Here is a 24589-nt window from a genome sequence, read left to right as displayed (position 1 = left end):
CCCGCCGGCCGGGTTGGTCGAATCCTCACTGTCGATGATCGGTTGTGGGGGAGAGGGTTTCATGGCTCGGGAGAATCTGGGGCGATCGTTCGGATGGTTGTGGTCGGCGTTCGCTGCGTCCACCGCCGGTACCTGGCTCGGGTTCGGTGCATTCCCACTCATCGCCGTCCTGGTCCTCGACGTCGGCGCAGTCGGGGTCTCCGCTCTGGCGGCGGTCGGACTGTTGGTGGGTGCGGTGCTTGCCCTGCCACTCGGGCCGTGGGTCGAGGCTCGCCGCAAGAAACCGGTGATGATCATCGCTGACATCGTCCGGTGCGTAGCCCTGCTCACCATCCCGGTCACCTACGTGCTGGGAATGCTGACCTACACGCAACTGCTGGTCGTGTCGGCACTCGGCACCGTGTCGAACATCGCCTTCACGGCCGCCGGCAGCGCCTACCTGAAACAGATCGTGCGACCGGATCAGCTGTTGGTGGCCAACGGCCGGTTCGAGTCGACCACCTGGACCGCCACCGCGGTGGGTCCCACCGTAGGGGGTGGGGCCATCAGCGTTCTCGGCCCCGTCGTCACCGTGATCGCCAACGCCGCGGGGTTCCTCCTGTCGGCGCTGAGCATCGGGATGATCCGCGAGCGAGAACGCGCCGCGACCCGGGAGCAGCCCACGGCCTTTCGCGCTGCGGACGTGGTCGAGGGCTGGAAGGTGATCGGCAGTGAGCCACGGTTGCGCCGGCTGTTCTGGAACACCGTGGCGGTCAACGCATTGATCATGGCCACCGAACCCCTGCTCGCAGTCCTGCTGCTCAGGGATCTGGGCTGGGAGGCCTGGCAGTACGGACTCGCCTTCGGGCTGCCCTGCATCGGTGGGTTCGTCGGTGCCCGGATCGCTCCCGTTCTGGACGCGCGGTACGGGCGGCGCCGAGTACTTCTCGTCGCCGGGGTGCTTCGTGCGGTGTGGCCTGTGGGGTTGGTCCTGGTGGCGCCCGGGACTGCAGGGGTTGTCCTTGTCATCGGCATCGAACTGGCGTTGATCACCTGCATGGGAGTGTTCAATCCGCTGTTCGCGACCGAGCGGCTCGAGAGCGTCCCGGCAGCGCAGATCGGTCGGATGATGGTGGCCTGGAACGTGACCGGTACCGGGGCGATCGCCGTACTGACGGCCTTGGGGGGTGTGCTCGCGGCTGCTACGGACGCGCGCATCGCAATCGGGATCGCGGGTGTACTCCTGCTCGCGACCCCGGTGCTTCTGTTGCGAAGGGACGAGCCCGAATCGTTCAGCGCGACGGAGCGTTCCGACGCTCCTAGGATTGCGCGATGACAACAGGGAATTCTGTACCCGCGCCGGGCAGTACCGGACGCCGTTTGTCCTACCTCGGCTTCGCGGCGGTCGTCGTCGTGTATCTGCTGATCATCCAGCTCGGAGGCCGACTCATCTCGGGCTGGGGCGACGAAAGCGACACGCTGACGACCCGCGGAGTCGTCTTCACGATGCTCATCCCACTCGGATTGGCGTTGATCTTCACCTACGGAGTCGTCGCGTGGCTCGGGTGGTGGCGTCCGGTGATGAAGGACGATCGTCCGGTCAATCGCTGGTTGTGGGTGGTGCCGGCCATCTTCCTCGTCGCGATCCTCGTCGGGATCGACTACGGCTCGCTGGGGGAGAAGGGCTGGTTGTTCGTCGTCACCCTCCTCGTCGCCACACAGTTCGTCGGCTGGGGCGAGGAAGGAATGTTCCGCGGCATCGGGGTGACGGTGCTGCGCAATCACGGTCTGCGCGAGGGACAGGTGGCACTGTGGTCGAGCCTCGTCTTCGGTGCGGTGCACCTGACGAACGTCTTCGGCCACGGCGGTGCGTCGGCGATCCCCCAGGCGATCATCGTCAGCCTCGCCGGCTACTTCTTCTATCTCACGCGGCGAGTGTCGGGCAGCAACGCACTGAACTCGACCCTGCACGGGCTCTTCGACTTCGCGCTACTCAGCGGCACGGCGGTGCTGCTGGACCAGGGCAGCTACGTCGGGGTGTTCGCACCCATCCTGGTCTACCCGGTGCTCGCCATCGTGCTGCTCGTCAAGCGTCGGTCCATCGAACCGGCCGCGACCGCCGCCGACGCTACGACCGGTCCCAGCACCTAGGCCGGGGGCTTCCGGGGCTTCCACCCGGGCGCTCGCGCCGTGGCCCATGTTCCGGCCACGGCGCGAGGGCGGCGGGCTACGTCAGCGAGCCCTCGTGCACGTCGCGGACGAACTCGGGCAGCGGCTCGCCGGCGCGCAGACGCGACGCCAGGGCCGGGTCGGCCAGGTGCAGGCGACCGATGGCGATGAGGTCGAACTCGCCGCCGCCGATGCGCTTCTCGAGCTCGGGGATGTTGTCGACGACCGGCGCCGAACCCTCGATGCGGCTGTCGCGCAGCGACTTTCCGATACCGACACTGCCGACGGCCATCGTGAGCGCGCCGGTGACTTCCTTGGCCCAGCCGGCCAGCGACAGGTCACTGCCCTCGAATGCGGGGAAGTCGAAGCGGCGGATGCTGGCGTCGAACACGTCGACACCGGCCGCCGCCAGCGCACCGAGGATCACCTTCAGCTCGTCGGGAGTCTCCGCGATGCGCGCGGTGTAGTTCTGCTGCTTGTGCTGCGAGAAGCGGTAGAAGATCGGGTAGTCCTCGCCGATCTCGGCGCGGATCGCCTTCACGACCTCGACGGGGAAGCGGGTGCGGCGCTCGAGGTCGCCGCCCCACTCGTCGTCACGCTTGTTGGTGCCGGCCCACAGGAACGAGTCCAGCAGGTAGCCGTGGCCGCCGTGCAGGGCGATGCCGTCGAAGCCGACGTCGATCGCGTTGCGAGCGGCGCGGGCGAACGCGGAGATGACGTCCGCGATGTCCTGCTCGGTCATCGCCTCGGTGGCCTGCGTGACCCACGAGGTGTACGACTCGGGGTACGACGTGGTGCCCAGCGGGCCCCACTCGCCCGACGGGCGCATCGGCTTGAGCGCCGGATCGACCTTGCTCATCGCGCCCCACAGCGGGCCGACGTGCCACAGCTGCGGAATGATCTTGCCGCCGGCCTCGTGCACGCCGTCGACGACCTTGCGCCAGGCCTCGAGGGACTCCTCGCCGAAGAGGCGCGGGACACGCGAGTTGTCGACCGCGGTCTCGTGGTCGATCGCGACGCCCTCGGTGACGATCAGTCCGGTGCCGCCCTCGGCGCGGCGACGGTAGTAGCCGGCGACGTCGTCGCCGGGGACCCCGTCGATCGAGTAGGAGCGCGTCATCGGCGACATCACGATGCGGTTCGCGAGCTCGAGCGACCGAACCTTCAGCGGCTGGAACAGGGGAGATGAACTGGTCATGTCGTCAATGCCTTCTCGAGTGTCAACGGAAACCAAGCAAGTGTTAGGTAGATTTTCAGTCCTCTACGCCCGCGTCAAACCCAGGTCTCACTCAGCGCAATCCGTCGGGACTAGGGTCGTCGGGAGTGTCCGGCGTCACCCCGGACCGCAGGCTGACGAGAGGGGCAGTGCATGTGCGAGTCCGCTGACCGGGTGGAACAGGACTGGGAATCCGACACCGCGGACGTGGTGGCGTTCCGGGAGCGACTGGGACTGCCGACGCTGATCGACGTCCACACCCACTTCATGCCGAAACGGGTGATGGACAAGGTGTGGGCCTACTTCGACTCGGCCGGCCCGCTCACCGGTCGCGAGTGGCCGATCCGGTACCGGATGGAGGAGGACACCCGCGTCGAGCATCTGCGTGCCTTCGGCGTCAGCCATTTCACCTCCATGCTGTACCCGCACAAGCCGGACATGGCGGCCTGGCTCAACCAGTGGGCCGCCGAGTTCGCGGACCGCACACCGGACTGCCTGCACACCGCCACCTTCTACCCGGAGGAATCGGCGCCCGCGTACGTCACCGCGGCACTCGACGCCGGGACCCGGGTGTTCAAGTCGCACATCCAGGTGGGCGACTACGACCCGAACGATCCGCTGCTCGATCCCGTGTGGGGATTGCTCGCCGACAGCGGCACCCCGATCGTCATCCACTGTGGATCGGGGCCCGCGCCGGGCCGGTTCACCGGGCCCGACCGCATCGCGACCCTGCTCGCCCGGCATCCCCGGCTCGCGCTGGTGATCGCCCACATGGGGATGCCGGAGTACTCGGAGTTCCTCGACCTGGCGGACCGCTATCCGAGCGTGTACCTCGACACGACGATGGCCTTCACCGACTTCACCGAGGCACAGATACCGTTCCCGCGCGCGGAACTGTCACGGCTGCGGGACCTGGGCGAGCGCATCCTCTTCGGCAGCGACTACCCCAACATCCCGTACTCGTACCGTGCCGCGCTCGATGCCCTGGAACGCTTCGATCTCGGAGACGACTGGGTGCGCGCGGTGGTCCACCACAACGCCGCGCGCCTGTTCGAGATCGGCTGACGAGGGGTCAGGCCGCCGGCTCCGGCTGCATCACACTGAACACCGCGCCCTGCGGGTCGGTGAGCACCGCCATCCGTCCGACGGTCTTCATGTCGAACGGTTCGGCCATGAGCGCGCCACCCGCCGCGGCGGCCTTCGCGACCGTGGCGTCGGTGTCCTCGGTGCAGAAATAGACGTGCCAATGGTTGGGGACGTCGGGCCGCGGCGGCGGCGAGCACCCGCCGACCCCGTCGTCGTGTACCTGCAGGACGGTGTACTCGGCGCCGTCGGGCATCGGCATCGTCGCACTGCCCAGCCCCACCACGGCGGCGTAGAACTCGAGTGCGGTCGACGGTTGATCGGTGATCAGCTCGTTCCAGATCAGGGTGCCCGTCTCGTTGACCAGGCCGGCGCCGACGTGGTTGCGGGCCTGCCACAGTCCCACCTCGGCGCCGGTGGGGTCGGCCACGAGCGCCATCCGCCCCGCCTTGCCGACGTCGAAGGCCGGGAGGAGGAGCCGACCGCCGGCGGGTTCGACCTTCGCCGCCGACGCGTCCGCGTCGTCCACCGCGAGGAAGGTGTTCCACTGGGAGGGGGTTTCGGAGGGGGACGATCCGGTGGGGAGCGGGGCGATCGCCGTGACTCGTTCTCCCCGCAGCGTCGCGACGGAGTAGACGGCGTCCTCCGCTGGCATCGGTAGGTCGTCGTACGACCAGCCGAACAGCGCCGTGTAGAACTCCTTGGCCGCAGCCTGATCGGAGGTCTGCAGATCGACCCAAGCGGGAATGCCCTGGTCGTAACTCGAACGTGTCGACATCGCGATGTCCTCTCATTCACCGTCGACCGGGCGCGGTCGACTCGGGCCGCCTGCCGCCGAAGGTGTAGGGAGGGAACGGACGTGGATCCGTCCGGGATCGCTGCGACACGCGGTCGAGCATGGTGAAAGGCTATCGCAGAACGGGCCTGCCCGCGCCCCCGGTGAGGGGAGAAAAGGGACACGGGCAGGGGTCGTCAGGGCTTCTAGACGAGATCGGTCGAGATGATCTTGTCCATGTTCCGCTCGGCCAAGGCCGTGATCGTGACGAACGGGTTGACGCCGACGTTGCCCGGCACCAGCGAGCCGTCGACCACGTACAGGCCGGGGTACTCGGGCAGGCGGCCGTAGTTGTCGGTGGCCTTGTTCAGCAGGCAGCCACCCAGCGGGTGGTACGTGAAGTCGTCGCCCCACGTCTTGTAGACACCGAACAGGTCGGTTCGGTAGATCGTGCCTTCCTTCTTGTTGATCTTGTCGAAGACCTTCTTCGCCATGTCGATACCGGGCTGGTTCTGCGCCACGGTCCACGACAGGTCGACCTTGCCGGTGCCCGAATTGAACTGGAACCGGGCGCGGTTCGGGTTCTTCGTGATGGCGAGGTAGAGGCTGACGTACGTCTCGAGGCCTGCCGGCAGCGGGGCGATCTCGGCGAAGATCGGCGCGGTCGGGTCCGCCCAGTTGTCGATGCCCATCGTCGGGATCGTCGCCTGCTGCGATCCGGTGGCGTCCCACATGTGGTTGGCGCGACCGAACATGACGTTGCCGTTGTTGCCCCAGCCCTCACCGACCTGCGACGACAGGTTCGGCAGGTGGCCCTGCGCCTTCATCGACACGAGCAGCTTGCTGGTGCCGACGCTGCCCGCGGCGAAGAAGACCCGGTCCGCGGTGACGACCTTCGTGGCGACGACATTGCCCTGCTCGTCGATCTGCTCCATCGTCACGCTGTAGCCCGAGCCGGACGCCGGCGCGACCGTGGTGACGCGGTGGAGGGTGGTGATCGTGAGGTTGCCGGTGGCCGCGGCCTGCGCGAGGTAGGTCTTGTCGAGTGACTTCTTGCCCGCGTTGTTGCCGTAGATGACCTCGCCGCCGAGTCCCGACTTGGTGACCTGGCCCGCGGCCTCCTTCTTCATGTACTCGAAGTCGTACACATTCGGCACGAAAGTCGTTGTGAAACCGGATCGTTGGGCGGTCTTGCGGCCGGTGCGCGCGAACTTGTACCACGGCGTCGACTCGAACCAGGCCTGGTCGATGTTGTTGACACCGAGCCCCGAGTTGGCGCGGGGGAAGAAGGTGTTGTACATCTCGTTCGAGTCGACCGACGGCAGGATCTCCTCGAAGTAGTTGCGCTTCGGGGTAACTGCCATGCCGCCGTTGACGAGCGAACCGCCGCCGACGCCGCGGCCCTGGTACACCTTGATGCCGGAGAACCGCTCGGAGTCGAGCAAGCCGACGTACCGGTCGATGTTCTTGTTGATGCCGAAGCCCATGAAGTTGCTGACAGGCTGATCGGTCGTGGTGGACAACCACGTCGAGCGCTTGTCGGGATTGAGCATCCCGCAGAAGATCTTGCCGTCGGATCCGGGAGTGTCCCAGGCGCGGCCCATCTCGACGAGCTGGGTGGGGATGCCGGCCTGCGTCAGTCGCAGCGCAGCGACTGCGCCTCCGTAGCCACTGCCGATGACCAGTGCCGGAATGCGGTCGCCGTCGGCGAGCGCCCGGCGAGGGGAGGCTGCAGCGGACGTCGACATCGACGAGAGCACCAGTGCTCCCGCGGTCAGGCCCGTACCTGCAAGAAATCGGCGGCGTGAGACATCTGCAACCCCCCGAGTTGCGGTGGCTCTGTTCGCCCGGCTTTCGGTCATGGAACTCCTCTGTCGGCGGTTTGTTGGGTGGCTTGCGTTGTACGGCAAGCTGCCAGGGTTATACCGCCGACAGAGGAGGTTACGAGGCGGTACCGGAAAATTGGTACAGCCGAGACATTCTCGGCTCCGCCGTCGAGGATCGGATCAGCGCAGCTTGAGGCTGCCGCCGTCCGCCATGACGGTCTGACCCGTCATGTACTTCGAGTCGTCGCTCGCCAGGAACAGTGCGATCGGCGCGATGTCGGTCTCGGGATCGCCGATCCGCTGCAGCGGGACCTTCGCGACGGACGCGGCCGCGCGCTCGGGGAATGCCTTCTGCCAGGCCACGACTCCCTCGGTCGCCGCGAACGGGCAGAGCACGTTGACGCGGATCTGATCCGCGGCCCACTCGTTGGCAGCCACCCGGCTGACGCCGCGGATGGCCTCCTTGGCGGCCGCGTACGACGTCTGCGTCGGCATGCCCTCGAGGCCGGAGCTGGACCCGAAGTTGATGATCGAGCCCTGCGACTTCTTCAACTCCTCGTAGCAGGCCTGCATCAGGTGCACCGTCGGGTAGAAACCGGTGTTGAACGAGATGTCGAACATCTCCTGGGTCTGCTCGAGCAGCGGCGCCTGCCGCGACGCGTGCGCGTTGTTCACCAGCACGTCGATCCCGCCGAACGCAGCGACCGCGGCGTCGCGGATCGTCGCCGCCGAGTCCGGCTGCGAGATGTCGACATTGAGGAACTTGCCCTCACCACCGGCCTCCGCGATCTCCTTCTCGAGTGCGAAACCCTGCTCGTCGTTGATGTCGACGAACAGCACCTTCGCGCCCTCGCGGGAGAACACCCGGGTGATCGCGCGGCCGATGCCGCCCGCGCCACCCGTGACGATCGCTACCTTGTTCTGCAGTCTCATGACGAACCCCCGTCCGGGATCAGACGCCGGCGGGCGTGTCGGTGGCGAGCGCGATCTTCTCGAGGCCCGCGACGCTGTAGGCGGCGTAGGTCTCGTACGGGCCGCGGCCCGAGAAGTACGGCGTCATCTGACCCGAGAGCTCCTCGATGGAGAATTCGGAACCGGCTGCGTCGAAGCGGTTCTCGACCTGCGGTGCGGCCATGAGTGCAACCATCTTGCCGTACACGACGAACACCTGACCGTTGATCTCGTCCGACGCGGGCGACGCGAGGTAGCGGACCAGCGTGCCGACGCGCTCCGGTGCCAACGGGTCGAGGCCCTGCGCGCCGGTGTTGTTCTCGGTGCCGAACGCCTCGGCGGTCATGGCGGTCCGGGCGCGGGGGCAGATCGCGTTGGCGCGCACGCCGTAGCGGGACAGGCCGGCCGCGGTCGAGAGCGTCAGCGCGGTGATGCCGGCCTTGGCGGCCGAGTAGTTCGGCTGTCCGGCGGAGCCGAACAGGAACGCCTCGGAGGAGGTGTTGATGACGCGGCCGTAGATCGGTCCGCCGGCGTCCTTGCTCGCCTGACGCCAGTGCACGGCCGCGGCGTGCGAGGTCGCGGCGTGGCCCTTGAGGTGGACGCGGATGACGTCGTCCCAGTCGGACTCGGACAGGTTGAAGATCATCTTGTCGCGCAGGATGCCCGCGTTGTTGACCAGGATGTCCATCGATCCGAAGTTCGCGACGGCTTCCTCGATCATGCGCCCGGCGAGCGACCAGTCGGAGACGTCGCCGGTGACGGCGAGCGCCTGTCCGCCGGCGGCCTTGATCTCGTCGACGACGTCGTTGGCCGCAGGGCCCATGTCGTTGACGACGACCGCCGCACCGGCCTCGGCCAGTGCGAGTGCCTCGGCGCGGCCGAGGCCCGCTCCGGCACCGGTGACGATGGCTGTACGACCGGCCAAGCTCAGGGATTCGTCCATGTCGGGCTCCTTACCTTCTATACGATGACTCTCAAACTAGTATTCATTCTAGTTTTTACACAAGGGTCTGTCGCATTTTCGACTGCGCGCCCATGGCCGCTACTTCCGCAGATCAGCGCGAGATCCGGCCGTTGCCGGGGTGGCCCGGAACTCTTCGCGGGGCTATTGATCGACCTATCGGAATATGTTCTACTCGAAGGGCTGTGATGTCAGGCACACGGGGTGGGGTCATGTGGTAGAACGCACTCTTGCTCGTTGTGCGATTCTCCATGAAGGGCCACCCATGTCACTCAACCTTGCGGACCTCACCGAAGCCGTCATCGATGCCGTGCCGGACAAGGTCGCGCTCGTGTGCGGATCGGAATCGCGGACGTTCGCCGAGTTCGACGCCGCCGCGAACCGGATCGCGCACCACCTGGCCGCGCAGGGGGTGGGGCCCGGCGATCACGTGGGTCTCCATGCACGCAACAGCCTCGAATTCGTCGAGGCGCTGCTCGGCTGCCTGAAGATCCGCGCGGTCCCGGTGAACGTCAACTTCCGCTACGTCGGTGCCGAACTGGTCTACCTGTACAACGACGCGCAGTTGGCTGCGGTGGTCGCCGACGGCGAGTTCAGCGACGTCATCGCGGAGGTACTGCCCAAGTGTGAGACCGTGCGGCACATCGTCCTGATCGGTGAGGCTGCCGGCCCGGCGCTCTCGGAAGCCGCTGCGGCTGCCGATGTCTCGGTCGTCGACTACGACAAGGCTGTCGCCGCGCAGTCGGCCGAGCGGGACTTCGCCGAGCGCAGTGACGACGACCTCTACGTCATCTACACCGGTGGCACCACCGGCATGCCCAAGGGCGTGATGTGGCGACACGAGGACTTCTACCACGCCGCGCTCGCCGGCGGCGCGGTCATGGGCGGCGATCCCATCCTCACGCCCGCCGCGCTCGGGGCCGCCGCGGCCGCGAATCAGTTCGCGATGACCTACCTTGTGACCGCGCCGCTAATGCACGGCGCTGCGTCGTACTCGCTGTTCACCTGCATGTTCATGGGATCCAAGCAGGTCCTCATGTCCAAGTACGACCCGGTCGAGGCGCTGGAACTGGTCGACCAGCACAAGATCAACGTTGTCATGGTGGTCGGCGACGCGATCGCCCGTCCGCTCGCCGACGCGATCGAGGAGCACGGTGAACGGTTCGACCTGAGCACGCTGTGGATCATCGGGTCCGGCGGCGCGCTGTGGTCGGCCAGCGTCCGCGCGAAGCTGACCAAGCTGCTGCCCAACACCTACCTGCGGGATGCGTTCGGCTCGTCGGAGTCCGGCAACGACGGCGAACTCAAGAAGGACGAGGACGGCCTGCTGCGGATGCCGCCGTCGCCGAAGGCACGCGTGGTCGACACCGACTTCTCCACCATCGAACCCGGCTCGGACAACGTCGGCTACCTGGCCCGGGCCGGACACGTGCCGGTCGGCTACTACAACGACCCCGAGAAGACGGCCAAGACGTTCCCGGTCGTCGACGGTGTCCGACTGTCCGTGCTCGGTGACCTCGCCCGCGTCGAGGCGGACGGCACCATCGTCGTGCTCGGCCGCGGATCGTCGTGCATCAACACCGGTGGCGAGAAGGTGTACGCCGAGGAGGTCGAGGAGGCGCTCAAGAGCCATCCCGACGTGCTCGACGCGCTCGTCGCCGGCATCCCCGATCCCACCTACGGGCAGCGGGTGTCGGCCGTCATCTCGCCCCGCGACGGCATCGACGATCTCGACGAGAACGAGGTGATCGCGCACTGCCGGACCCAGATCGCCGGCTACAAGGTGCCGCGCACTCTCGTCGTCGTGTCCGAGGTCGTCCGCTCGCCCGCGGGCAAGGCCGACTACCGCTGGGCGAAGGCGACTCTCGAAGCCGCCGACTGACGCTCCGATCCAGACACGAACGGCCCGCTCCCGGAAGGGGAGCGGGCCGTTCGCGTGAGAGCTGAAGGGTCCCTTCATGCGCTCGCAGCGTATGAAGGGGCCCTTCAGCTGCTGAGGTCAGCTGCCGGCGCGGGCGAGCAACTCGACTGCCTCGGGGCGGCCGTCGAGTACGCGCGAGGTGCGACGCGCGATCTTCCACTCGCCCTCGATCTTCGCGAGCTCGAAGCGGTTCGCGGTCACCCGCCACACGCGGAAGGAATCTTCGTTCTCGTTGCGGCGCAGCAACTGCGAGTGGCACGTCGCGATCGCGGTGTCACCCGTGACGACGATGTTGACCGGGTCGAGCAGGTGGCCGCAGCCGCCCTTGATGTAGTCCTGGTGCGGGCGGGTGCGTACCATCTCCATGATCTCTTCGCGGCCGTTCATGAGGCGCACGTCGACGTCGTAGACGGCGTCCTCGGCCCACAGTGCGCCCACCTTCTCGGCCTCGCCGGCATCGACGGCCGGACCGTACGCGGTGATGAGTTCCTGGATCGCGAGCTTGTCTTCGAGCAACTGAACCCGCTCGATGAGGGACTGGACGAGCGCGGCGGTATCGGTCATCGGATCTCCTTCAGATGTTTTGTCCAGCAATCGGTTGTAACGACTGTTCCTCGCGGCGGCGTCAGCTCTGCCGGGGATCGAACTCGAGACCGAGACCGTCGCCGATGTCGCGCAGTGCCTCGAGCTGTTCGCAGTAGTGGGCGCTGTCCGTCGCGGCGATGGCCGCGCTGGTGATCGTGGCGCCCGCGTCGCGTCGTCGCTCGAGCGCGCGGACGGTGCGCTCGCGGGACCCCAGCGGGTCGAGGGGCGCCCCGGCGCTCAGCACGACGTCGAAGTGTTCGGGGACGTCGACCTTGCCGAGCATCGTCGCGAGTTCGTCGACGCTCAGCCCGAACGGAACCCATCCGTCGCCGTGCGTGGTGGCCCGGCGCAGCGAGCGCATCGTGCGGCCGCCGATCCACAGCGGCACCCGGTCCTGGACTGCGTGCGGGTCGACGAGGAGGTCCCGGAACTCGTAGTGGCTTCCGCTGTACTCGGGCACGCTCGCGGACAGCGCGGCGCGCAGTGCGGCGAGGGCGTCGTCGGCGCGGGCACCGCGGTCCTCGAATGCGGCGCCGAGCAGGTCGAACTCTTCCTTCAGTGTCCCGACGCCGAGACCGAGGACGAGGCGTCCGCCGCTCACCACGTCGAGGGTGCCGTAGCGCTTGGCGATCTCGAGCGGGTGGTGGTAGCCGAGCACGAGAACCTGGGTCGCGAGGCGGATCCGGCTGGTGCGGGCCGCCAGGTAGCCGAATGTTGCGAGCGGATCCCAGTACGTTCCGCCGCGGGCCTCGGCCACCTCGACCGGCACCGCGACGTGTTCGCTGCACGTCAGGTGGTGGAAGCCGAGACGGTCCGCGCATTCGGCGACGCGGGCGAGGTCGGAGATTCCGCCGCTGCGCTCCCACTCCGAGTGGGCGCCGGGGAGCAGCACCACGACGGGGGAGACGATTCCGATGTGCATCCCTACAGCTCCGTTGCTGGATCGGCCATTGTGGCTTCGTTCTACCCGAGTGTGGTGACGCCCGCGCCGGGTTTTCCGGTGACCGGGAAGCGGCCCTGTCGGACCGGGCGCTGCGCGGCCGGGAGTCCCCAGGCATGATGTCGATGTCCGATTCCGGGCAAACAATTGACCGATTTCGGTCCCGCCCAGCGGGACGAACCTGCTAGCCTGGCAGAATTGATTTCAATTTTGCACCGGCTCGCCCCGCTGATCAGGGGCGCGGATGCTGTTTGGAGGTGTCGATGACTGTCGTCGATTCACATGAGTCGGTCGATACTCCCGCGCCGCGGCGCGATCTGCCGCCGTCGATGGTCGAACGGATGACGCTGATTCTCGACGCGTTCGACGGCCGCGCATCGCGTCTGACCCTCGAGGAAGTGGCCTGCCGTACGCAGCTGCCGCGCTCGACGGTGCACCGCATCCTCGACCAGCTCGTTCGGCTGAACTGGGTGGAACACGCGTCGTTCGGCTACTGCCTGGGCCGGCGTGCGCTCGGGCTCGGCGGCGGCGACGGCGGCCACAGCGAGATCCGTGCCGCCGCGGCGCCGCTGCTGCACGAGCTGCACATGCAGACCGGGATGGTCGTGCACCTCGCGGTCCTCGACGGGCACGAGAGTGTCTACCTCGACAAGGTCGGCGGGCGCTTCGCGGCGTCGCTGCCGTCGCGCGTCGGCGGACGTGGACCCGCCTACTCCACCGCCGGCGGCAAGTCGATGCTGGCGTGGCTCGACCCCGAACGCGTCGACAGCCTGTACGAGGAGCGGCTGAGCCGCTGCACCGACCGCACGATCACCGACATCCCGACGCTGCACCAGGAGCTCAACCGCATCCGGCAGCGTCGTGGCCTGGCCTTCGAGCGCGGCGAGTCGGTGCGCGGAGTCGCGTGTGTGGGGGTCGCGATCCGCGGTCACGACGGTCCGGTCGCCGGCATCTCGCTGTGCGGTGACGCCCGCACAGCGCAGCTCGAGCGCGTCGCTCCGCTGGTGGTGGACGCGGCCCGCGAGGTCTCGCGCACGCTCTACCCCGAACTCGGTGCGCCCCGCCGTGGGCGTCGAGCACCCGAGACGCCCGCGAACACCTGGTCGGCCGACGCGATGGACCGACTGCTGTCCATCCAGAGCGGCCAGTGGATCTAGGCGGATCCAGGTAGCAACAACGTCGAACGGGAATCGGCGGCACGCATCCGTGATCGGAGCGTGCCGCCGATTCCCGTTGACGGCTCGGTGCGCGTCAGGCGTGTGCGGGACCCTCGATGCCGAACTGGCCGCGGAAGAACACCATCGGGCGCTCCTCGCAGACGGTGTCCAGTTCGAGGACGCGGGCGATGATGACGTCGTGGTCGCCGGCGACGTGCACGGTCTCGACCTCGGCGTGGACACGCATCAGCACGCCCGGCAGCGACGGCGTGTTCCACCGCGACAGCTCCCAGTCGAGGTCCTCGTACTTGCGTCCCCGGCTCGAGCCGAAGCGGGAGCACAGATCGGACTGCTCCTCGTGCAGGACGTTGACGCAGAAGCGTCCGGTCTCACGGATCCGCGGCCACGCCCGGCCGCGGTGGTCCGCGCAGATCAGGATCAGCGGCGGCTCGAGCGACACGGATGCGAACGACTGGCAGGCGAACCCGACCGGTCCCTCGTCGTCCAGGCCCGTCACGATCGTCACGCCGGTCGCGAACTGGCCCATGACCCGGCGCATGTCGGCGGGCGTCGGCGCTCCCACCGAGCTCTCGTGTGCAATCACCTGTGTGGGCATGGGGCCACCTCCGATTCGACGCGATCGATCGGCGCCGTGCGCGCCGAAGTTGATGTTTGCGAGCGTATGACCGGGTGTTCGCGGTCCTGAACTGCTGTCTCGGTCAGCGGAACCGCCTCTGACGGGCGCAGACACGCGAGTGATGGTCTCGCTCATCGGGATGCGATCTGGCCCACTTCGGCGCGGGCTGGCAGCCTGCCACCCGAATGGGCTGTGACCCGGATGACATGTGAGGGACAGAGGCGACGATGACTGCTGATCTGAGTTACGAGGCAACCCTGAGGGAGCTGAACACCGACCAGGGTGTGCTCCGGTACCACGAGGCCGGCGACGGCCCGCCGCTGCTGCTGCTGCACGGCTCGGGCCCGGGTGTCACCGGATGGCGCAACTACCGCGGCGTCCTCGCGGACTTCGCGGAGCACTTCCACTGCTACGTGCTCGAGTTCCCCGGCTTCGGCGTCTCCGATCCGTGCGACGGCCACCCCATGGTCGAGGCGATCAACGCCGTGCCGACCTTCCTCGACGGCCTGGGCCTCGGCGCCGTCGACATGATCGGCAACTCGATGGGCGGCGTCGTCGCCACCCGCATCGCGATCGCCCAGCCCGAGCGTGTCAACAAGCTGGTCTCGATCGGCGGCATGGGCAAGAACGTCCTCTCGTCGAACCCGGGCGAGGGCATCAAGCTCCTCATGGAGTTCACGGACAACCCGACCCGCGAGAGCCTGATCCGCTGGCTGCAGTCCATGGTCTACGACCCCGCGATCGTGACCGAGCAGCTCATCGAGGAGCGCTGGGAGCTCGCCACCGAGCCCAAGACCCTCGAGATCGCCCGCCGCATGTACAGCTCCAAGGCGTTCGCGGCGATGGCCGCCGCCAATGCCCAGGCAGACGGCACCCCGTACTGGGCGCAGTTCGGCAAGATCAAGGCCCCGACCCTGCTCACGTGGGGCCGCGACGACCGCGTCAGCCCGGTCGACATGGGTCTGCTGCCGATGCGCGACATCCCGAACGCGGAATTCCACGTGTTCCCCAAGTGTGGCCACTGGACCATGATCGAGGCGCGCGACGCCTGGGTCTCGACGGTCCTGGCCTTCCTCACGCGCGACGAGAAGTAGGCGAAACCCAATGGCAGACAAGAAAGCCGGCACCGAGAACTTCGACACCACCGTCGATTTCCTGATCGTCGGCAGTGGCGGCGGTGGCATGGCCGCCGGCATCACCGCGGCGGATCGCGGGATGTCGGCGCTGATCATCGACAAGGGCAAGACGTACGGCGGCTCCACCGCGATCTCCGGTGGCGGCATCTGGGTTCCCAATGCCCCCGAACTGGTGCGCAAGGGCGCCGGCGACTCCCGTGAGTCGGTCCGCCGCTACCTCGACAAGGTCGTCGACGGCAAGGCATCCGCCGAGCGTCTCGACGCGTACGTCGACAACGGCCCGCCGATGATGGAACTGCTCGAGCGCAGCCCCCACATCGAGTTCTACTGGGTCAAGGGCTACTCGGACTACCACCCCGAGGAGGAGGGCGGACGCCCCCTCGGCCGCACCACCGAGTGCACGCCGTTCGACACCCGCAAGCTCGGCGAGGACGAGAAGTACCAGCGTCCCAACAGCCTCAAGGGCCCGCTCGGCCTGTGGATCACGTCGAAGGACTACCGCGATCTCGCGATGGTCAAGCGCACGTGGCGTGGGCGCCGGGCATCGCTCGTCGCGGCGTGGCGCGTGTCGTCGAACGTCATCCGCCGTCGTCACATGGCGACCGGTGGTCGCGCACTCGTGGCCCGGATGCGCATGGCGCTCAAGGACGCCGGCGTCCCGCTGTGGCTGCAGACGTCGATGAAGGAACTGATCGTCGACTCGAAGGGTGCCGTCGTCGGCATCGTTGCGGAGAAGGACGGCAAGACCGTGCGCATCGGCGCCCGCAAGGGTGTCCTGCTCGCCACCGGCGGCTTCGACCACAACAACGAGATGCGCGCGCAGTACCTGCCCGAGCACGGTGCCCCGAACATCAGCGCCGGTGCGCGCGAGAACGTCGGTGACGGCATCCGCGTGGGCCAGGAGCTCGGTGCCGCGGTCGACCTCATGGACGACGCCTGGTGGATGCCGTCGGTCATGCACCCGATGGGTGCGGTGATCCCGCTGGTGTCCGAGCGGTCCATCCCGCCGGCCGTCATCGTCAACCAGGACGGCAAGCGCTTCACCAACGAGTCGTCGCCGTACGTGAACTTCGTGCACGACCAGCTCGACGGTGGACACGTCCCGGCGTACTTCGTCATGGACAGCAAGGCGCGTTCGCGGTACCCGTTCGCACAGGTCCTTCCGGGTGCTCCGTTCCCGCAGGGCTTCTACGACAAGGGCATCGTGCACAAGGCGAACTCGCTGAGCGAGCTGGCCGAGAAGATCGGCATCCCGCCGCAGAACCTCCTCGAGACCGTCGACCGGTTCAACGGCTACGCCCGTACCGGTAAGGACGAGGAGTTCGGCCGCGGCGACAGCGCGTACGACCAGTACTACGGCGATCCGACGATGAAGAACCCGGCGATGGACGAGATCGTCAAGGGCCCCTTCTACGCCGTCCGCATCGAGGCCGGCGACCTCGGCACCAAGGGTGGTCTGGTCACCGACGCCGAGGCTCGCGTGCTGCGCGAGGACGGCTCGGTCATCGACGGCCTGTACGCGACCGGCAACACGTCCGCGTCCGTGATGGGCAACGAGTACGCCGGCGCCGGCGCGACGATCGGCCCCTCGATGGTGTTCGGGTACGTCGCCGCCAACCATGTCGCCGACACCGCCCCGGACCGCACCGCCGTGTCCGCCACGAAGTAGCACGCACCGGGTCCCCCGGACCACTCAGCGGGACTGGGAAACAGGCTCTGACATGGCCGAATCCCAGTCCCGCTGAGCGGGAGATGTTTTGTTCTCCACGGCTCGTTCCTGGGACCGTTCCACCCACACGATCAGCGCGGTCGAAGAGCGTTGGTCCCCACTCGCACCAGGAGGGCGCGATGCTCGATCGTCTGTCTCCGACGATGAGCCGCGCCGGTGCTCACCCAGCTTCCTCGGGCATGCCGATGCGCATGCGAGGCGTTACGGCGCACCGGATCCGGCACTTTGTCGAGGCCGGTCGCCCGAGCTTTCCGGAGGACAGGTAGACCAATTGCTCTAGACCGCAGTCGGTCCGCCGTTAAGAATTGACCCGCGTCGCCGTGGGATCGCAGAGAGAGAGCTGATAGCAATGGGTCAGGTTTTGGACAACATCATGCAGTTCGCGGACGAGATCCGCGAGGGCGGCATCGAGGGCGAGAAGCTGATGCGCCTCTCGGACGGAAACGCCAAGCGTGTTCGCGACGCCGGCGTCATCCGGATGCTGCAGCCGAAGGAGTTCGGCGGCCACGAGGCGCACCCGCGTGAGTTCGCCGAGACGGCGATGGCCCTCGGTGCCGTCGACGGCTCCACCGGCTGGGTCTCCGGCATCGTCGGTGTCCACCCGTGGGAGATGGCCTTCTTCGATCCCAAGGCGCAGCACGAGGTCTGGGGCGAGGACGTCGACACCTGGATCGCGTCGCCGTACGCCCCGATGGGTGTCGCGGTTCCGGTCGACGGTGGCTACATCCTGAACGGCCGCTGGTCGTTCTCCACCGGCAACGACCACTGCGAGTGGGTCATGATCGGTGCACTCGTCGGTGACCAGAAGGGCGTGCCGACCGGCAAGATCCTGCACGTGCTGGTTCCGAAGGCCGACTACACCGTCGACCACGAGAGCTGGAACGTCGTCGGCCTGCGCGGCACGGGTTCGAAGGACTTCACCGTCAAGGGTGCCTTCGTCCCCGAGTACCGCACGATCGACTCCGAGATCGTCCTCAGCGGCAACGGTGCCAAGCACGCCGGCCGCGACGAGACGCTGTACAAGTTCCCGTTCTCGTGCATCTTCCCGCTCGGCATCTCCTCGTCGCTGATCGGTATGGCCGAGGGCGCTCTCGCTCTGTACATCAACATGCAGAAGGAGCGCGTCGCGGTCACCGGCGTCCCGATCAAGGAGGACCCGTACGTCCTCTACGCCGTCGGCCAGGCCGCGGACGAGATCAACGCGTCGCGCGTCGCGATCCTCGAGACGGTCGACCGTTTCTGGGACAAGACGGAGAAGGGCCAGGAGGTCACCTTCGAGGAGCGCGCGATCGGTCGCCGCACGCAGACCAACGCCGCATGGCGTGCCGTCAGCGCGCTCGACGAGATCTTCGCTCGCGCCGGTGGCGGTGCGATGAAGGTGACGCTGCCGCTGCAGCGCTTCTGGCGTGACGCGCACGTCGGCCTCACCCACGCGATCCACGTGCCCGGCTCGATCAACCACGCGTCCGCGCTGACGCAGCTCGGTGGGGAGCCGCAGGGCGTCCACCGTTCGATGATCTAGTTCGCACCCACCTGCATTCCTTACTCAGGGACGGAAGATATGACGGAAATTCGGGGTCTCGGTTACCTCAGGATCCAGACTCAGGACATCGCTCGTTGGCGTGAACTTCTCGTCGACGGTCTCGGCATGGCAGTCGGCACGGGACCGGAGGCGGACGGCCTCTACCTGCGCATCGACGAGCGCCGCTCGCGCCTGGCCGTCCTGCCGGGCGAGTCCGACAAGGCTCTCGCTGTGGGCTGGGAGGTGCGTGACGAGTTCGCTCTGCAGCGCGTCCAGGAAGCTGTCGAGAAGGCCGGCATCGAGGTCGAGGTTCTCTCGCACGAAGAGTCGACCTACCGCGACGCCGAGAAGGTCATTGCGTTCGACGACCCGGCCGGCACCCGCGTCGAGGTGTTCTTCGGACCGGTTCTCGACCACAGCCCGATCGTGACGCCGCACGGCGGCCGCTGGGTCACCGGCACGCAGGGCCTCGGCCACGTCGTGCTGCCGACCGCGAAGTTCGCGGAGTCGTACGCGTTCTACACCGAGGTGCTCGGCTTCCTGCCGCGCGGCGCCATCCGGCTGGCCGACGGCAAGTCGCGGGTCCGTTTCCTCGGTGTCAACGAGCGTCACCACAGCCTCGCGCTGTGCCCGGCACCGCCCACCGAGGAGCCCGGCCTGGTTCACCTCATGACGGAGGTCGACACCCTCGACGCCGTCGGCCAGGCACTGGACCGCGTCGCGAACAACGGTTTCACGATTTCCTCGACCCTGGGCCGCCACACGAACGACAAGATGATCTCGTTCTACGTGCGCGCTCCCGGCGGCTGGGACCTCGAGTTCGGCACCGAGGGCATGGCGGTCGACGAGACCTTCTACACCGCTGAGGAAATCACGGCGGACAGCTACTGGGGCCACGACTGGTCGGCCTCGGAGCCGCTGAAGGCATTCATCCCGAAGGCCTGATCGCCCGGTAGAGACACGAAGAGCCCCGCACGGATCCATCCGTGCGGGGCTCTTTCGTCGTGGGACGGTCCGGCGTCAGGCCGGCAGATCGAGCGAGCGGGCCAACGTGGGCCACGCCTTGACCATCCGGTCACGCCAGTAGTACCAACCGTGAATGCCGACCGCCTCGTAGTCGAAGGTGGCGGGAATCTCCAGCCTGTCGAGTTCGGCATCGAGACGGCGGGTGCACGCGTTCGCCATCAATTCCATCGGGCCACCGATGAAGACGCGGTCGTAGAAGTCCGAGGCGGCCGGATCCTCGTACTTGCCCGGCACCCCCGACGCGACCGAGACGTAGATGTCCATGCCGCGCAGCGCCTCGGCGTTGCGCACCGTGTCGTGCTCGACCCAGCCCGGGCCGCCGACCTCGCCCCACAGGTTGGCGATGTCGCCGCCGCGTGAGGACACCGTCGCCTGCACGCTGAGCCTGCCCAGGTCGTCCGTCGTCGAGTAGCAGCCACTGAATACGGCGATGCCGCTGTACATCCCGGGGTTCCGGTGCGCGAGCATCATCGCGCCCTGCGAGCCCATCGAGATGCCGAGCAGCGACTTGACGCCGTTGGTGTCCAGACGGTCGTCGAGCAGCGGCGGCAGCTCTTCGGTGATGAACGTTTCCCACTTGTGCAGCCCGACTTCGGGATCGATCCTGTCCCAGTCGGTGTACAGGCTGGACACGCCCCCGTTGATCATCACGACGTTGACGTTCTTGTCCGCGAAGAATGCCGGGGCCCCGCCGATGGTGGCCCAGCCGCTGGTGTCCTCACCCGCATCGACACCCTCGAGCGCGTAGATCGACGGCCGCGGCACCGAGTTGTCCTTGGGGAGGAGCACTTCGACGCCCACCTCGCGGCGCAGTGCGGGCGAGGCCACCGTGAAGCGGACCATCTGAGCCGTCTTCTGTTCCTCGCCGGTGATGGCGGCGACGGTGATGTCGTCACGCAGCGGCGGCACCGGCGGGCGCTCGTTCTGGAGCGGGCCGGGGATGACGGACCCGGCGCTGACGCTGCCCCCGTCCTCGCCGCTACCGGTCGTGCTGCCGAGGCTCCCCGTGATGTCGATGCTCCCCGAGCTGCCGGCACTGCCGAGACTGCCGACGCTGCCGGCCTCGTCGGCGCTGCCGGGCGCCGCTGCGACCTCCCCGGCCAGTGGCAGTGCCATGAGCGCGGCGAGCGAGAGGCTGAGCGCCCCGCGTCGAAGCCTGCGCGGTACGCACGCCGGATCGGAACCGAACATCGGAAAACCCCCAATAGTCGTGGATCGAGCAACTGAAGGTACTCCGCCACGCCGACAGTTGTCCCCGAGACGCGCAGAATCCGGCCGGGGTGTCGTTCGAGCGGTCTACACTCCGGCGGCATGGCGGACGTCCACGTGGGGATCTCCGGATGGGTGTACCCGGGATGGCGCGGTGGGTTCTATCCCGCGGGACTCGTGCATCGCAAGGAGTTGGCATACGCCTCTCGGCGTTTGACGTCGATCGAGATCAACGGGTCGTTCTACGCGCTGCAGAAGCCCTCCAGTTTCGCGAAGTGGCGGGACGAGACGCCGGACGGTTTCGTGTTCGCGGTCAAGGGCGGTCGCTACGTCACGCACGTGCGCCGGCTGCGTGACGTCGAGGTGCCGCTCGCCAACTTCTTCGCGTCGGGCGTACTTGCCCTGCAGGACAAGCTCGGTCCCGTCCTGTGGCAGCTGCCGCCGAACCTGCAGTTCGACGCCGACCTGCTCGACGCGTTCCTCGCGGTGCTCCCACGGACCACGACCGCCGCATGCGAACTCGCCGGACATCGCGACGACAAACTGTCCGCCGACCGGGTCCTCGCGGTCACCGACGCCGATCGTCCGATCCGGCACGCGCTCGAGGTGCGGCACGCGAGTTTCGCAGTGCCCGAGGTGGTCTCGATCGCTCGCGCTCACGGCGTCGCGCTGGTCCTCGCCGACACGGCCGGGAAGTACCCGCGGATCGACGAGCGGACTGCCGACTTCGCCTACGCCCGCCTGCACGGCGACGCGGAACTGTATGCGAGCGGCTACACCGGTGAGGCCCTCGACCGCTGGGCACGGAAGGTACGCGGGTGGCAGCGGGAGGGCCGGGACGTGTTCGTCTACTTCGACAACGACATGAAGGGCCACGCGCCGTTCGATGCGATGGCGCTGCTGGATCGATTGGGGCGATAGCCGCGTCAGGACGGCTGGCGGACCTTTTCGACGACCCTGGTGAACACGTCGTCGAACTCGGCGTGAGAGTCCTTGCCCTGGTAGCCGAGAACCATGACGGTGTAGCCGTTCACCACCGCGTATCCGAGCAGGATCTCGTCGTCGGCCCAGTTCGGGTTGTCGGGGTCGGTGACCTCGGAGAGAACGACAGCGTTTTCGGTTGCGAGTGCGGTCGGGACGGCGAGCAGCTCGGTGCGGACCGTGCGGGCGGAGGCTGCCGGATCGTCGTAGGTGACCGTGTACGTCGAGCACGATCCGGTGTGTGCGCCGGCGACCCGGGCGATGTTCATGCCGGTCTCGCTCACCAGCATGACGTAGGCGCGTTCGCCGCCGAGCAGTGCGCCGGCGCCGGAGCCGTTCTCGATCAGACGGATTCGGGCCTCGTCGGCGTAGCTGTTCTGTTCGCCGCACTCCGCAGGGGTGAACGTCGCAGTCGGCTCCACCCCGATCCCCGTGCTGGGGGCGTCGAGCTTCAGATTGAGAACCATCTGCTCCTCGCCGACGAGCGGTTCGACGATGGTTCCGGGCGGAAGCTCCGAGGCCTCCGGCAACAGGCCGGCGCGGACGGCGGCCAGGTCTTCGACGGGGTCCGCGACCGGGGTGGGCGCGCACGCCGCGGCGCTCAGCAGTCCGGCGACTCCGATGGCGACGACCCGGTTCCTCGACATGCCTGCTTCCCTCCCGTTGCGGCAGGTCCTCCCACCCGCCTGCCGCAACGGTATCGGACAATTCGCCCGGGCAGTCCTGCTTACGCCGTGTCGGTGCGCAGCCGGGTCAGGCGCATCGCGCTGATCCGCCAGTCGTCGCCGGTCCTGCGGTACTCCTCGAGGTAGTGGCCGTAGCCGTGCAGGCTGCACAACGCGGCACCGTCGGGCCACCACAGCATGTCCTCCATCGCCCACACCCCGGTGGCGGTGGTGGGGGAGGTGAGGGTGATCTCGGGGGTGTGGCCGTGGTGGACGGTTGCGACGTTCTCGATGCTCGCGCGCAGGAACGGCAGATACGCGGCCACCGAATGCGTGATGCCACCACCGGTTTCGGTCATGTCGATCTCGACGTCGTCGGTGAAGACGGCGGCCAGGCCGTCCCAGTCCTTGGTGTCCATGAGCCGGAAGTACCGGGCCTTGAGTGCCTTGATCGCCTCCACGGCCGCCGGCGCGGTGCGCGGGTTCACCCGTCCGGCCCCGCCGCCCCAGTGCCCCGGCCCGGTACCGAGCACCTCGATGGAACCCTTCGCGCCCCGCATGTGCTTGGTGCGGTGACTCATTCGCCACTCACCGTCGGTCAGGCGCCACTCGTCGTGGTAGTCGCCGAGCGTCGAGAAGTTCAGGCCGTCGTGCTCGCCGACTCCCAGGTGCATGTCGCTGACGTAGGTCCGGCTGGTGGCGGTGCCGGCCGCGAGGTCCACGTCGACGAGCGTGTTGCCCAGCAGGTGCTGGGTGGGCCCGCAATCGTCCAGGAAGGAGCGGATCAGCGCCACCACCGCGTCGGGGCCGTGCAGGGTGCCGGTGCCGAGCTCGGCGGTGGCGTCGGGGGTCATGATGGAGTGCAGACCGGGCCAGTCCCGGTCGTCCATCGCACGCGCGAACCGGGTGACGGCTCGGGTGATCTCACGCTCGGCCAGCAGAATTTCGAGACTCATCGACATACCTTCCGGGTGGGCCCTCTGGTGCGAATACGACTGTGGCTGCGACCTTTCGGTCGCAGCCACAGTCGGTCTACATGAACTTCTAGCGGTTGAGGAGCTTGCGCATCGCCTCGGCCGCGCCCTTGACCATCTTGTCGCGGGGGAAGCCGCTGCGCTTCTGCGCCGCCTCGTAGTTGCCACCGGCGACCCACACGGGGCCGTCGGTCAGGTGCTCGAGACCCTCACGGGCCGCATCCTCGGGCTCCTGCACGATCATGCCGGGGATGTCGAAGTTCAGTCCGGCGCGGATCATCGCGGGCGTGCGGGTGACGCCCAGGATGAACTCCACGACGTGGACGTTGAACGGCGCCAGCTCGAGCCACAGGCTCTCGGCGAACACACGGCTGAACGCCTTCGCGGACGCGTAGATGCTCTGGTGCTCGGAGCCCATGTAGCCGGCGAGCGAGCCGAGCAGCATGATGCCGCCGCGGCCGCGGTCCTTCATCTTCGCGCCGAAGTGGTGCGACAGCTCGAGCTGCTTGGTGATGTTGAGGTTGATCACCCGGTTGAAGCCGTCGAGGTCGCCGGTGACGAACTCGTGGCCGTAGCTGTTGGCGCCGGCGTTGAAGATCAGCAGGCCCACCTCGACGTCGTCGGTGGCGTTGCGGATCTGGGCCATCGCGTCGTCGGCGAGCAGGTCCAGCGCGAGGGTGCGCACCTCGACGCCGTGCGAGCGCACCTTCTCCGCGGTCTCCTCGAGCGGCCCCGGCTTGCGGGCGATGAGCACCAGGTTCAGACCGGCCTGCGCGAGCTCGTCGGCGAAACCGGCGCCGACGCCCTCGGAGCCGCCGGCGATGACGGCCCACGGGCCGTACTGGTTCTTGTCGATCATGAAAGGTCCTATTCGTCGAGAACGATGGCGTCGAGAGACCGCCGTGTCAGTGGTCGGCGACCTGCGGGGTGGGGACGGGCGACTCGTCGGTGATGGCGAGCCGGCCGTCGAGCGCGGCGACCTGGATCGCCGCGCTCAGCGACTCGCATCGCATGACCGGTGCACCCGGACGGCCTTCACGGCCCACCCAGTCGTGGATCTCCTGGCACGCCTCCTGGGCGGCCTCGTTCCACTGCACTGCCGTGTGCTCCCAGCTGTGCTTCTGGACCTGCACACAGGCCCCGCAGC

23 protein-coding genes are annotated in these 24589 nt (G+C 67.7%); 10 read left to right on the top strand and 13 right to left on the bottom strand.

Features of this window, described 5'->3' with window-relative positions:
• The first annotated feature begins 61 nt into the window (after nt 1–61).
• Both IJ15_RS0108405 and IJ15_RS0108400 read left to right on the top strand, forming a co-directional pair.
• Nucleotides 62–1315, top strand: a complete 1254-nt coding sequence (locus tag IJ15_RS0108405; RefSeq protein ID WP_031937894.1) for an MFS transporter — start codon at nt 62–64, stop codon at nt 1313–1315.
• A complete protein-coding gene (locus IJ15_RS0108400; protein ID WP_031937893.1) occupies nt 1312–2130 on the top strand; it encodes a CPBP family intramembrane glutamic endopeptidase in 819 nt (272 codons plus the stop codon). Before IJ15_RS0108405 ends, IJ15_RS0108400 begins: the two co-directional genes overlap by 4 nt.
• A 76-nt stretch (nt 2131–2206) precedes the next feature.
• Here the strand turns inward: IJ15_RS0108400 and IJ15_RS0108395 are convergent, their stop codons facing one another.
• Entirely contained in the window at nt 2207–3346 is a 1140-nt protein-coding gene (locus tag IJ15_RS0108395) for an NADH:flavin oxidoreductase (protein ID WP_031937892.1), read from the bottom strand.
• Between the two features lie 171 nt (nt 3347–3517).
• Between IJ15_RS0108395 and IJ15_RS0108390 the strand changes: the two genes are divergently transcribed.
• Nucleotides 3518–4429 (top strand): amidohydrolase family protein, encoded by a 912-nt coding sequence (locus IJ15_RS0108390; RefSeq protein WP_051918634.1) that lies wholly within the window; start codon nt 3518–3520, stop codon nt 4427–4429.
• Between the two features lie 7 nt (nt 4430–4436).
• Here the strand turns inward: IJ15_RS0108390 and IJ15_RS0108385 are convergent, their stop codons facing one another.
• The 4 genes from IJ15_RS0108385 to IJ15_RS0108370 all read right to left on the bottom strand — a co-directional run bounded on the left by IJ15_RS0108385 (nt 4437) and on the right by IJ15_RS0108370 (nt 8942).
• Complete coding sequence (locus tag IJ15_RS0108385; protein WP_031937890.1) at nt 4437–5225, bottom strand: VOC family protein; 789 nt, start codon at nt 5223–5225, stop codon at nt 4437–4439.
• 203 nt (nt 5226–5428) lie between these two features.
• Nucleotides 5429–6982 carry a GMC family oxidoreductase N-terminal domain-containing protein gene (locus tag IJ15_RS0108380; RefSeq protein WP_456238384.1) on the bottom strand — a complete coding sequence of 518 codons (1554 nt, stop codon included), beginning with the start codon at nt 6980–6982 and terminating at the stop codon, nt 5429–5431.
• A 246-nt stretch (nt 6983–7228) separates the two neighbouring features.
• On the bottom strand, nt 7229–7981 hold the full coding sequence (locus IJ15_RS0108375) for an SDR family NAD(P)-dependent oxidoreductase (protein ID WP_031937888.1): 753 nt from the start codon (nt 7979–7981) through the stop codon (nt 7229–7231).
• A gap of 19 nt (nt 7982–8000) precedes the next feature.
• A complete protein-coding gene (locus IJ15_RS0108370; protein ID WP_031937887.1) occupies nt 8001–8942 on the bottom strand; it encodes a 3-oxoacyl-ACP reductase in 942 nt (313 codons plus the stop codon).
• 283 nt (nt 8943–9225) lie between these two features.
• Between IJ15_RS0108370 and IJ15_RS0108365 the strand changes: the two genes are divergently transcribed.
• Complete coding sequence (locus IJ15_RS0108365) at nt 9226–10842, top strand: acyl-CoA synthetase (RefSeq protein ID WP_031937886.1); 1617 nt, start codon at nt 9226–9228, stop codon at nt 10840–10842.
• A 117-nt stretch (nt 10843–10959) separates the two neighbouring features.
• Here IJ15_RS0108365 and IJ15_RS0108360 read toward each other — a convergent pair whose 3' ends face one another.
• Entirely contained in the window at nt 10960–11445 is a 486-nt protein-coding gene (locus IJ15_RS0108360) for a nuclear transport factor 2 family protein (protein ID WP_031937885.1), read from the bottom strand.
• A 61-nt stretch (nt 11446–11506) separates the two neighbouring features.
• Complete coding sequence (locus IJ15_RS0108355) at nt 11507–12388, bottom strand: TIGR03619 family F420-dependent LLM class oxidoreductase (RefSeq protein WP_031937884.1); 882 nt, start codon at nt 12386–12388, stop codon at nt 11507–11509.
• Nucleotides 12389–12669: 281 nt separating this feature from the next.
• Between IJ15_RS0108355 and IJ15_RS0108350 the strand changes: the two genes are divergently transcribed.
• A complete protein-coding gene (locus tag IJ15_RS0108350; protein WP_031937883.1) occupies nt 12670–13563 on the top strand; it encodes an IclR family transcriptional regulator in 894 nt (297 codons plus the stop codon).
• Between the two features lie 94 nt (nt 13564–13657).
• Here IJ15_RS0108350 and IJ15_RS0108345 read toward each other — a convergent pair whose 3' ends face one another.
• Complete coding sequence (locus tag IJ15_RS0108345; protein ID WP_031937882.1) at nt 13658–14179, bottom strand: flavin reductase family protein; 522 nt, start codon at nt 14177–14179, stop codon at nt 13658–13660.
• A 248-nt stretch (nt 14180–14427) separates the two neighbouring features.
• Here IJ15_RS0108345 and IJ15_RS0108340 point away from each other — a divergent pair, with 248 nt between their 5' ends.
• The 4 genes from IJ15_RS0108340 (at nt 14428) to bphC (ending at nt 19532) form a co-directional block, all read left to right on the top strand.
• The gene (locus tag IJ15_RS0108340) at nt 14428–15294 is read left to right on the top strand and encodes an alpha/beta fold hydrolase (RefSeq protein WP_031937881.1); all 867 of its coding nucleotides are present in this window, start codon (nt 14428–14430) and stop codon (nt 15292–15294) included.
• A 10-nt stretch (nt 15295–15304) separates the two neighbouring features.
• A complete protein-coding gene (locus IJ15_RS0108335; RefSeq protein ID WP_031937880.1) occupies nt 15305–17005 on the top strand; it encodes an FAD-binding protein in 1701 nt (566 codons plus the stop codon).
• Nucleotides 17006–17414: 409 nt separating this feature from the next.
• Nucleotides 17415–18587, top strand: coding sequence for an acyl-CoA dehydrogenase family protein (locus tag IJ15_RS0108330; RefSeq protein ID WP_031937879.1), 1173 nt, complete (start codon nt 17415–17417; stop codon nt 18585–18587).
• A gap of 39 nt (nt 18588–18626) precedes the next feature.
• A complete protein-coding gene (gene bphC, locus IJ15_RS0108325) occupies nt 18627–19532 on the top strand; it encodes a biphenyl-2,3-diol 1,2-dioxygenase (RefSeq protein ID WP_031937878.1) in 906 nt (301 codons plus the stop codon).
• 75 nt (nt 19533–19607) lie between these two features.
• On the opposite strand, the gene IJ15_RS0108320 is transcribed toward bphC, so the two are convergent.
• Nucleotides 19608–20804 (bottom strand): alpha/beta hydrolase, encoded by a 1197-nt coding sequence (locus IJ15_RS0108320; RefSeq protein WP_031937877.1) that lies wholly within the window; start codon nt 20802–20804, stop codon nt 19608–19610.
• A 120-nt stretch (nt 20805–20924) separates the two neighbouring features.
• On the opposite strand from IJ15_RS0108320, the gene IJ15_RS0108315 reads away from it, so the two are divergent.
• Entirely contained in the window at nt 20925–21743 is an 819-nt protein-coding gene (locus IJ15_RS0108315) for a DUF72 domain-containing protein (RefSeq protein WP_031937876.1), read from the top strand.
• Nucleotides 21744–21748: 5 nt separating this feature from the next.
• On the opposite strand, the gene IJ15_RS0108310 is transcribed toward IJ15_RS0108315, so the two are convergent.
• From IJ15_RS0108310 to IJ15_RS0108295, 4 genes are all read right to left on the bottom strand, one after another.
• The gene (locus IJ15_RS0108310; RefSeq protein WP_031937875.1) at nt 21749–22450 is read right to left on the bottom strand and encodes a hypothetical protein; all 702 of its coding nucleotides are present in this window, start codon (nt 22448–22450) and stop codon (nt 21749–21751) included.
• 80 nt (nt 22451–22530) lie between these two features.
• The gene (locus IJ15_RS26970; RefSeq protein ID WP_031937874.1) at nt 22531–23424 is read right to left on the bottom strand and encodes a nuclear transport factor 2 family protein; all 894 of its coding nucleotides are present in this window, start codon (nt 23422–23424) and stop codon (nt 22531–22533) included.
• Nucleotides 23425–23512: 88 nt separating this feature from the next.
• Nucleotides 23513–24301 carry an SDR family NAD(P)-dependent oxidoreductase gene (locus tag IJ15_RS0108300; protein ID WP_031937873.1) on the bottom strand — a complete coding sequence of 263 codons (789 nt, stop codon included), beginning with the start codon at nt 24299–24301 and terminating at the stop codon, nt 23513–23515.
• Nucleotides 24302–24347: 46 nt separating this feature from the next.
• Nucleotides 24348–24575, bottom strand: a complete 228-nt coding sequence (locus IJ15_RS0108295; protein ID WP_407984059.1) for a hypothetical protein — start codon at nt 24573–24575, stop codon at nt 24348–24350.
• Nucleotides 24576–24589 lie beyond the last annotated feature (14 nt).

Origin of the sequence: Prescottella defluvii, from assembly GCF_000738775.1 — a bacterium.
Classification (GTDB): domain Bacteria; phylum Actinomycetota; class Actinomycetes; order Mycobacteriales; family Mycobacteriaceae; genus Prescottella; species Prescottella defluvii.
Note: the sequence above shows the minus strand (reverse complement) of the source record. Positions and strands in the feature narration are given on the sequence as shown.

Bases quoted from the DNA above. Each gene is read 5' to 3' on its own strand.
- IJ15_RS0108405 (WP_031937894.1), top strand. From the start codon at position 62: ATGGCTCGGGAGAATCTGGGGCGATCGTTCGGATGGTTGTGGTCGGCG.
- IJ15_RS0108400 (WP_031937893.1), top strand. From the start codon at position 1,312: ATGACAACAGGGAATTCTGTACCCGCGCCGGGCAGTACCGGACGCCGT.
- IJ15_RS0108395 (WP_031937892.1), bottom strand. From the start codon at position 3,346: ATGACCAGTTCATCTCCCCTGTTCCAGCCGCTGAAGGTTCGGTCGCTC.
- IJ15_RS0108390 (WP_051918634.1), top strand. From the start codon at position 3,518: ATGTGCGAGTCCGCTGACCGGGTGGAACAGGACTGGGAATCCGACACC.
- IJ15_RS0108385 (WP_031937890.1), bottom strand. From the start codon at position 5,225: ATGTCGACACGTTCGAGTTACGACCAGGGCATTCCCGCTTGGGTCGAT.
- IJ15_RS0108375 (WP_031937888.1), bottom strand. From the start codon at position 7,981: ATGAGACTGCAGAACAAGGTAGCGATCGTCACGGGTGGCGCGGGCGGC.
- IJ15_RS0108370 (WP_031937887.1), bottom strand. From the start codon at position 8,942: ATGGACGAATCCCTGAGCTTGGCCGGTCGTACAGCCATCGTCACCGGT.
- IJ15_RS0108365 (WP_031937886.1), top strand. From the start codon at position 9,226: ATGTCACTCAACCTTGCGGACCTCACCGAAGCCGTCATCGATGCCGTG.
- IJ15_RS0108360 (WP_031937885.1), bottom strand. From the start codon at position 11,445: ATGACCGATACCGCCGCGCTCGTCCAGTCCCTCATCGAGCGGGTTCAG.
- IJ15_RS0108355 (WP_031937884.1), bottom strand. From the start codon at position 12,388: ATGCACATCGGAATCGTCTCCCCCGTCGTGGTGCTGCTCCCCGGCGCC.
- IJ15_RS0108350 (WP_031937883.1), top strand. From the start codon at position 12,670: ATGACTGTCGTCGATTCACATGAGTCGGTCGATACTCCCGCGCCGCGG.
- IJ15_RS0108345 (WP_031937882.1), bottom strand. From the start codon at position 14,179: ATGCCCACACAGGTGATTGCACACGAGAGCTCGGTGGGAGCGCCGACG.
- IJ15_RS0108340 (WP_031937881.1), top strand. From the start codon at position 14,428: ATGACTGCTGATCTGAGTTACGAGGCAACCCTGAGGGAGCTGAACACC.
- IJ15_RS0108335 (WP_031937880.1), top strand. From the start codon at position 15,305: ATGGCAGACAAGAAAGCCGGCACCGAGAACTTCGACACCACCGTCGAT.
- IJ15_RS0108330 (WP_031937879.1), top strand. From the start codon at position 17,415: ATGGGTCAGGTTTTGGACAACATCATGCAGTTCGCGGACGAGATCCGC.
- bphC (WP_031937878.1), top strand. From the start codon at position 18,627: ATGACGGAAATTCGGGGTCTCGGTTACCTCAGGATCCAGACTCAGGAC.
- IJ15_RS0108320 (WP_031937877.1), bottom strand. From the start codon at position 20,804: ATGTTCGGTTCCGATCCGGCGTGCGTACCGCGCAGGCTTCGACGCGGG.
- IJ15_RS0108315 (WP_031937876.1), top strand. From the start codon at position 20,925: ATGGCGGACGTCCACGTGGGGATCTCCGGATGGGTGTACCCGGGATGG.
- IJ15_RS0108310 (WP_031937875.1), bottom strand. From the start codon at position 22,450: ATGTCGAGGAACCGGGTCGTCGCCATCGGAGTCGCCGGACTGCTGAGC.
- IJ15_RS26970 (WP_031937874.1), bottom strand. From the start codon at position 23,424: ATGAGTCTCGAAATTCTGCTGGCCGAGCGTGAGATCACCCGAGCCGTC.
- IJ15_RS0108300 (WP_031937873.1), bottom strand. From the start codon at position 24,301: ATGATCGACAAGAACCAGTACGGCCCGTGGGCCGTCATCGCCGGCGGC.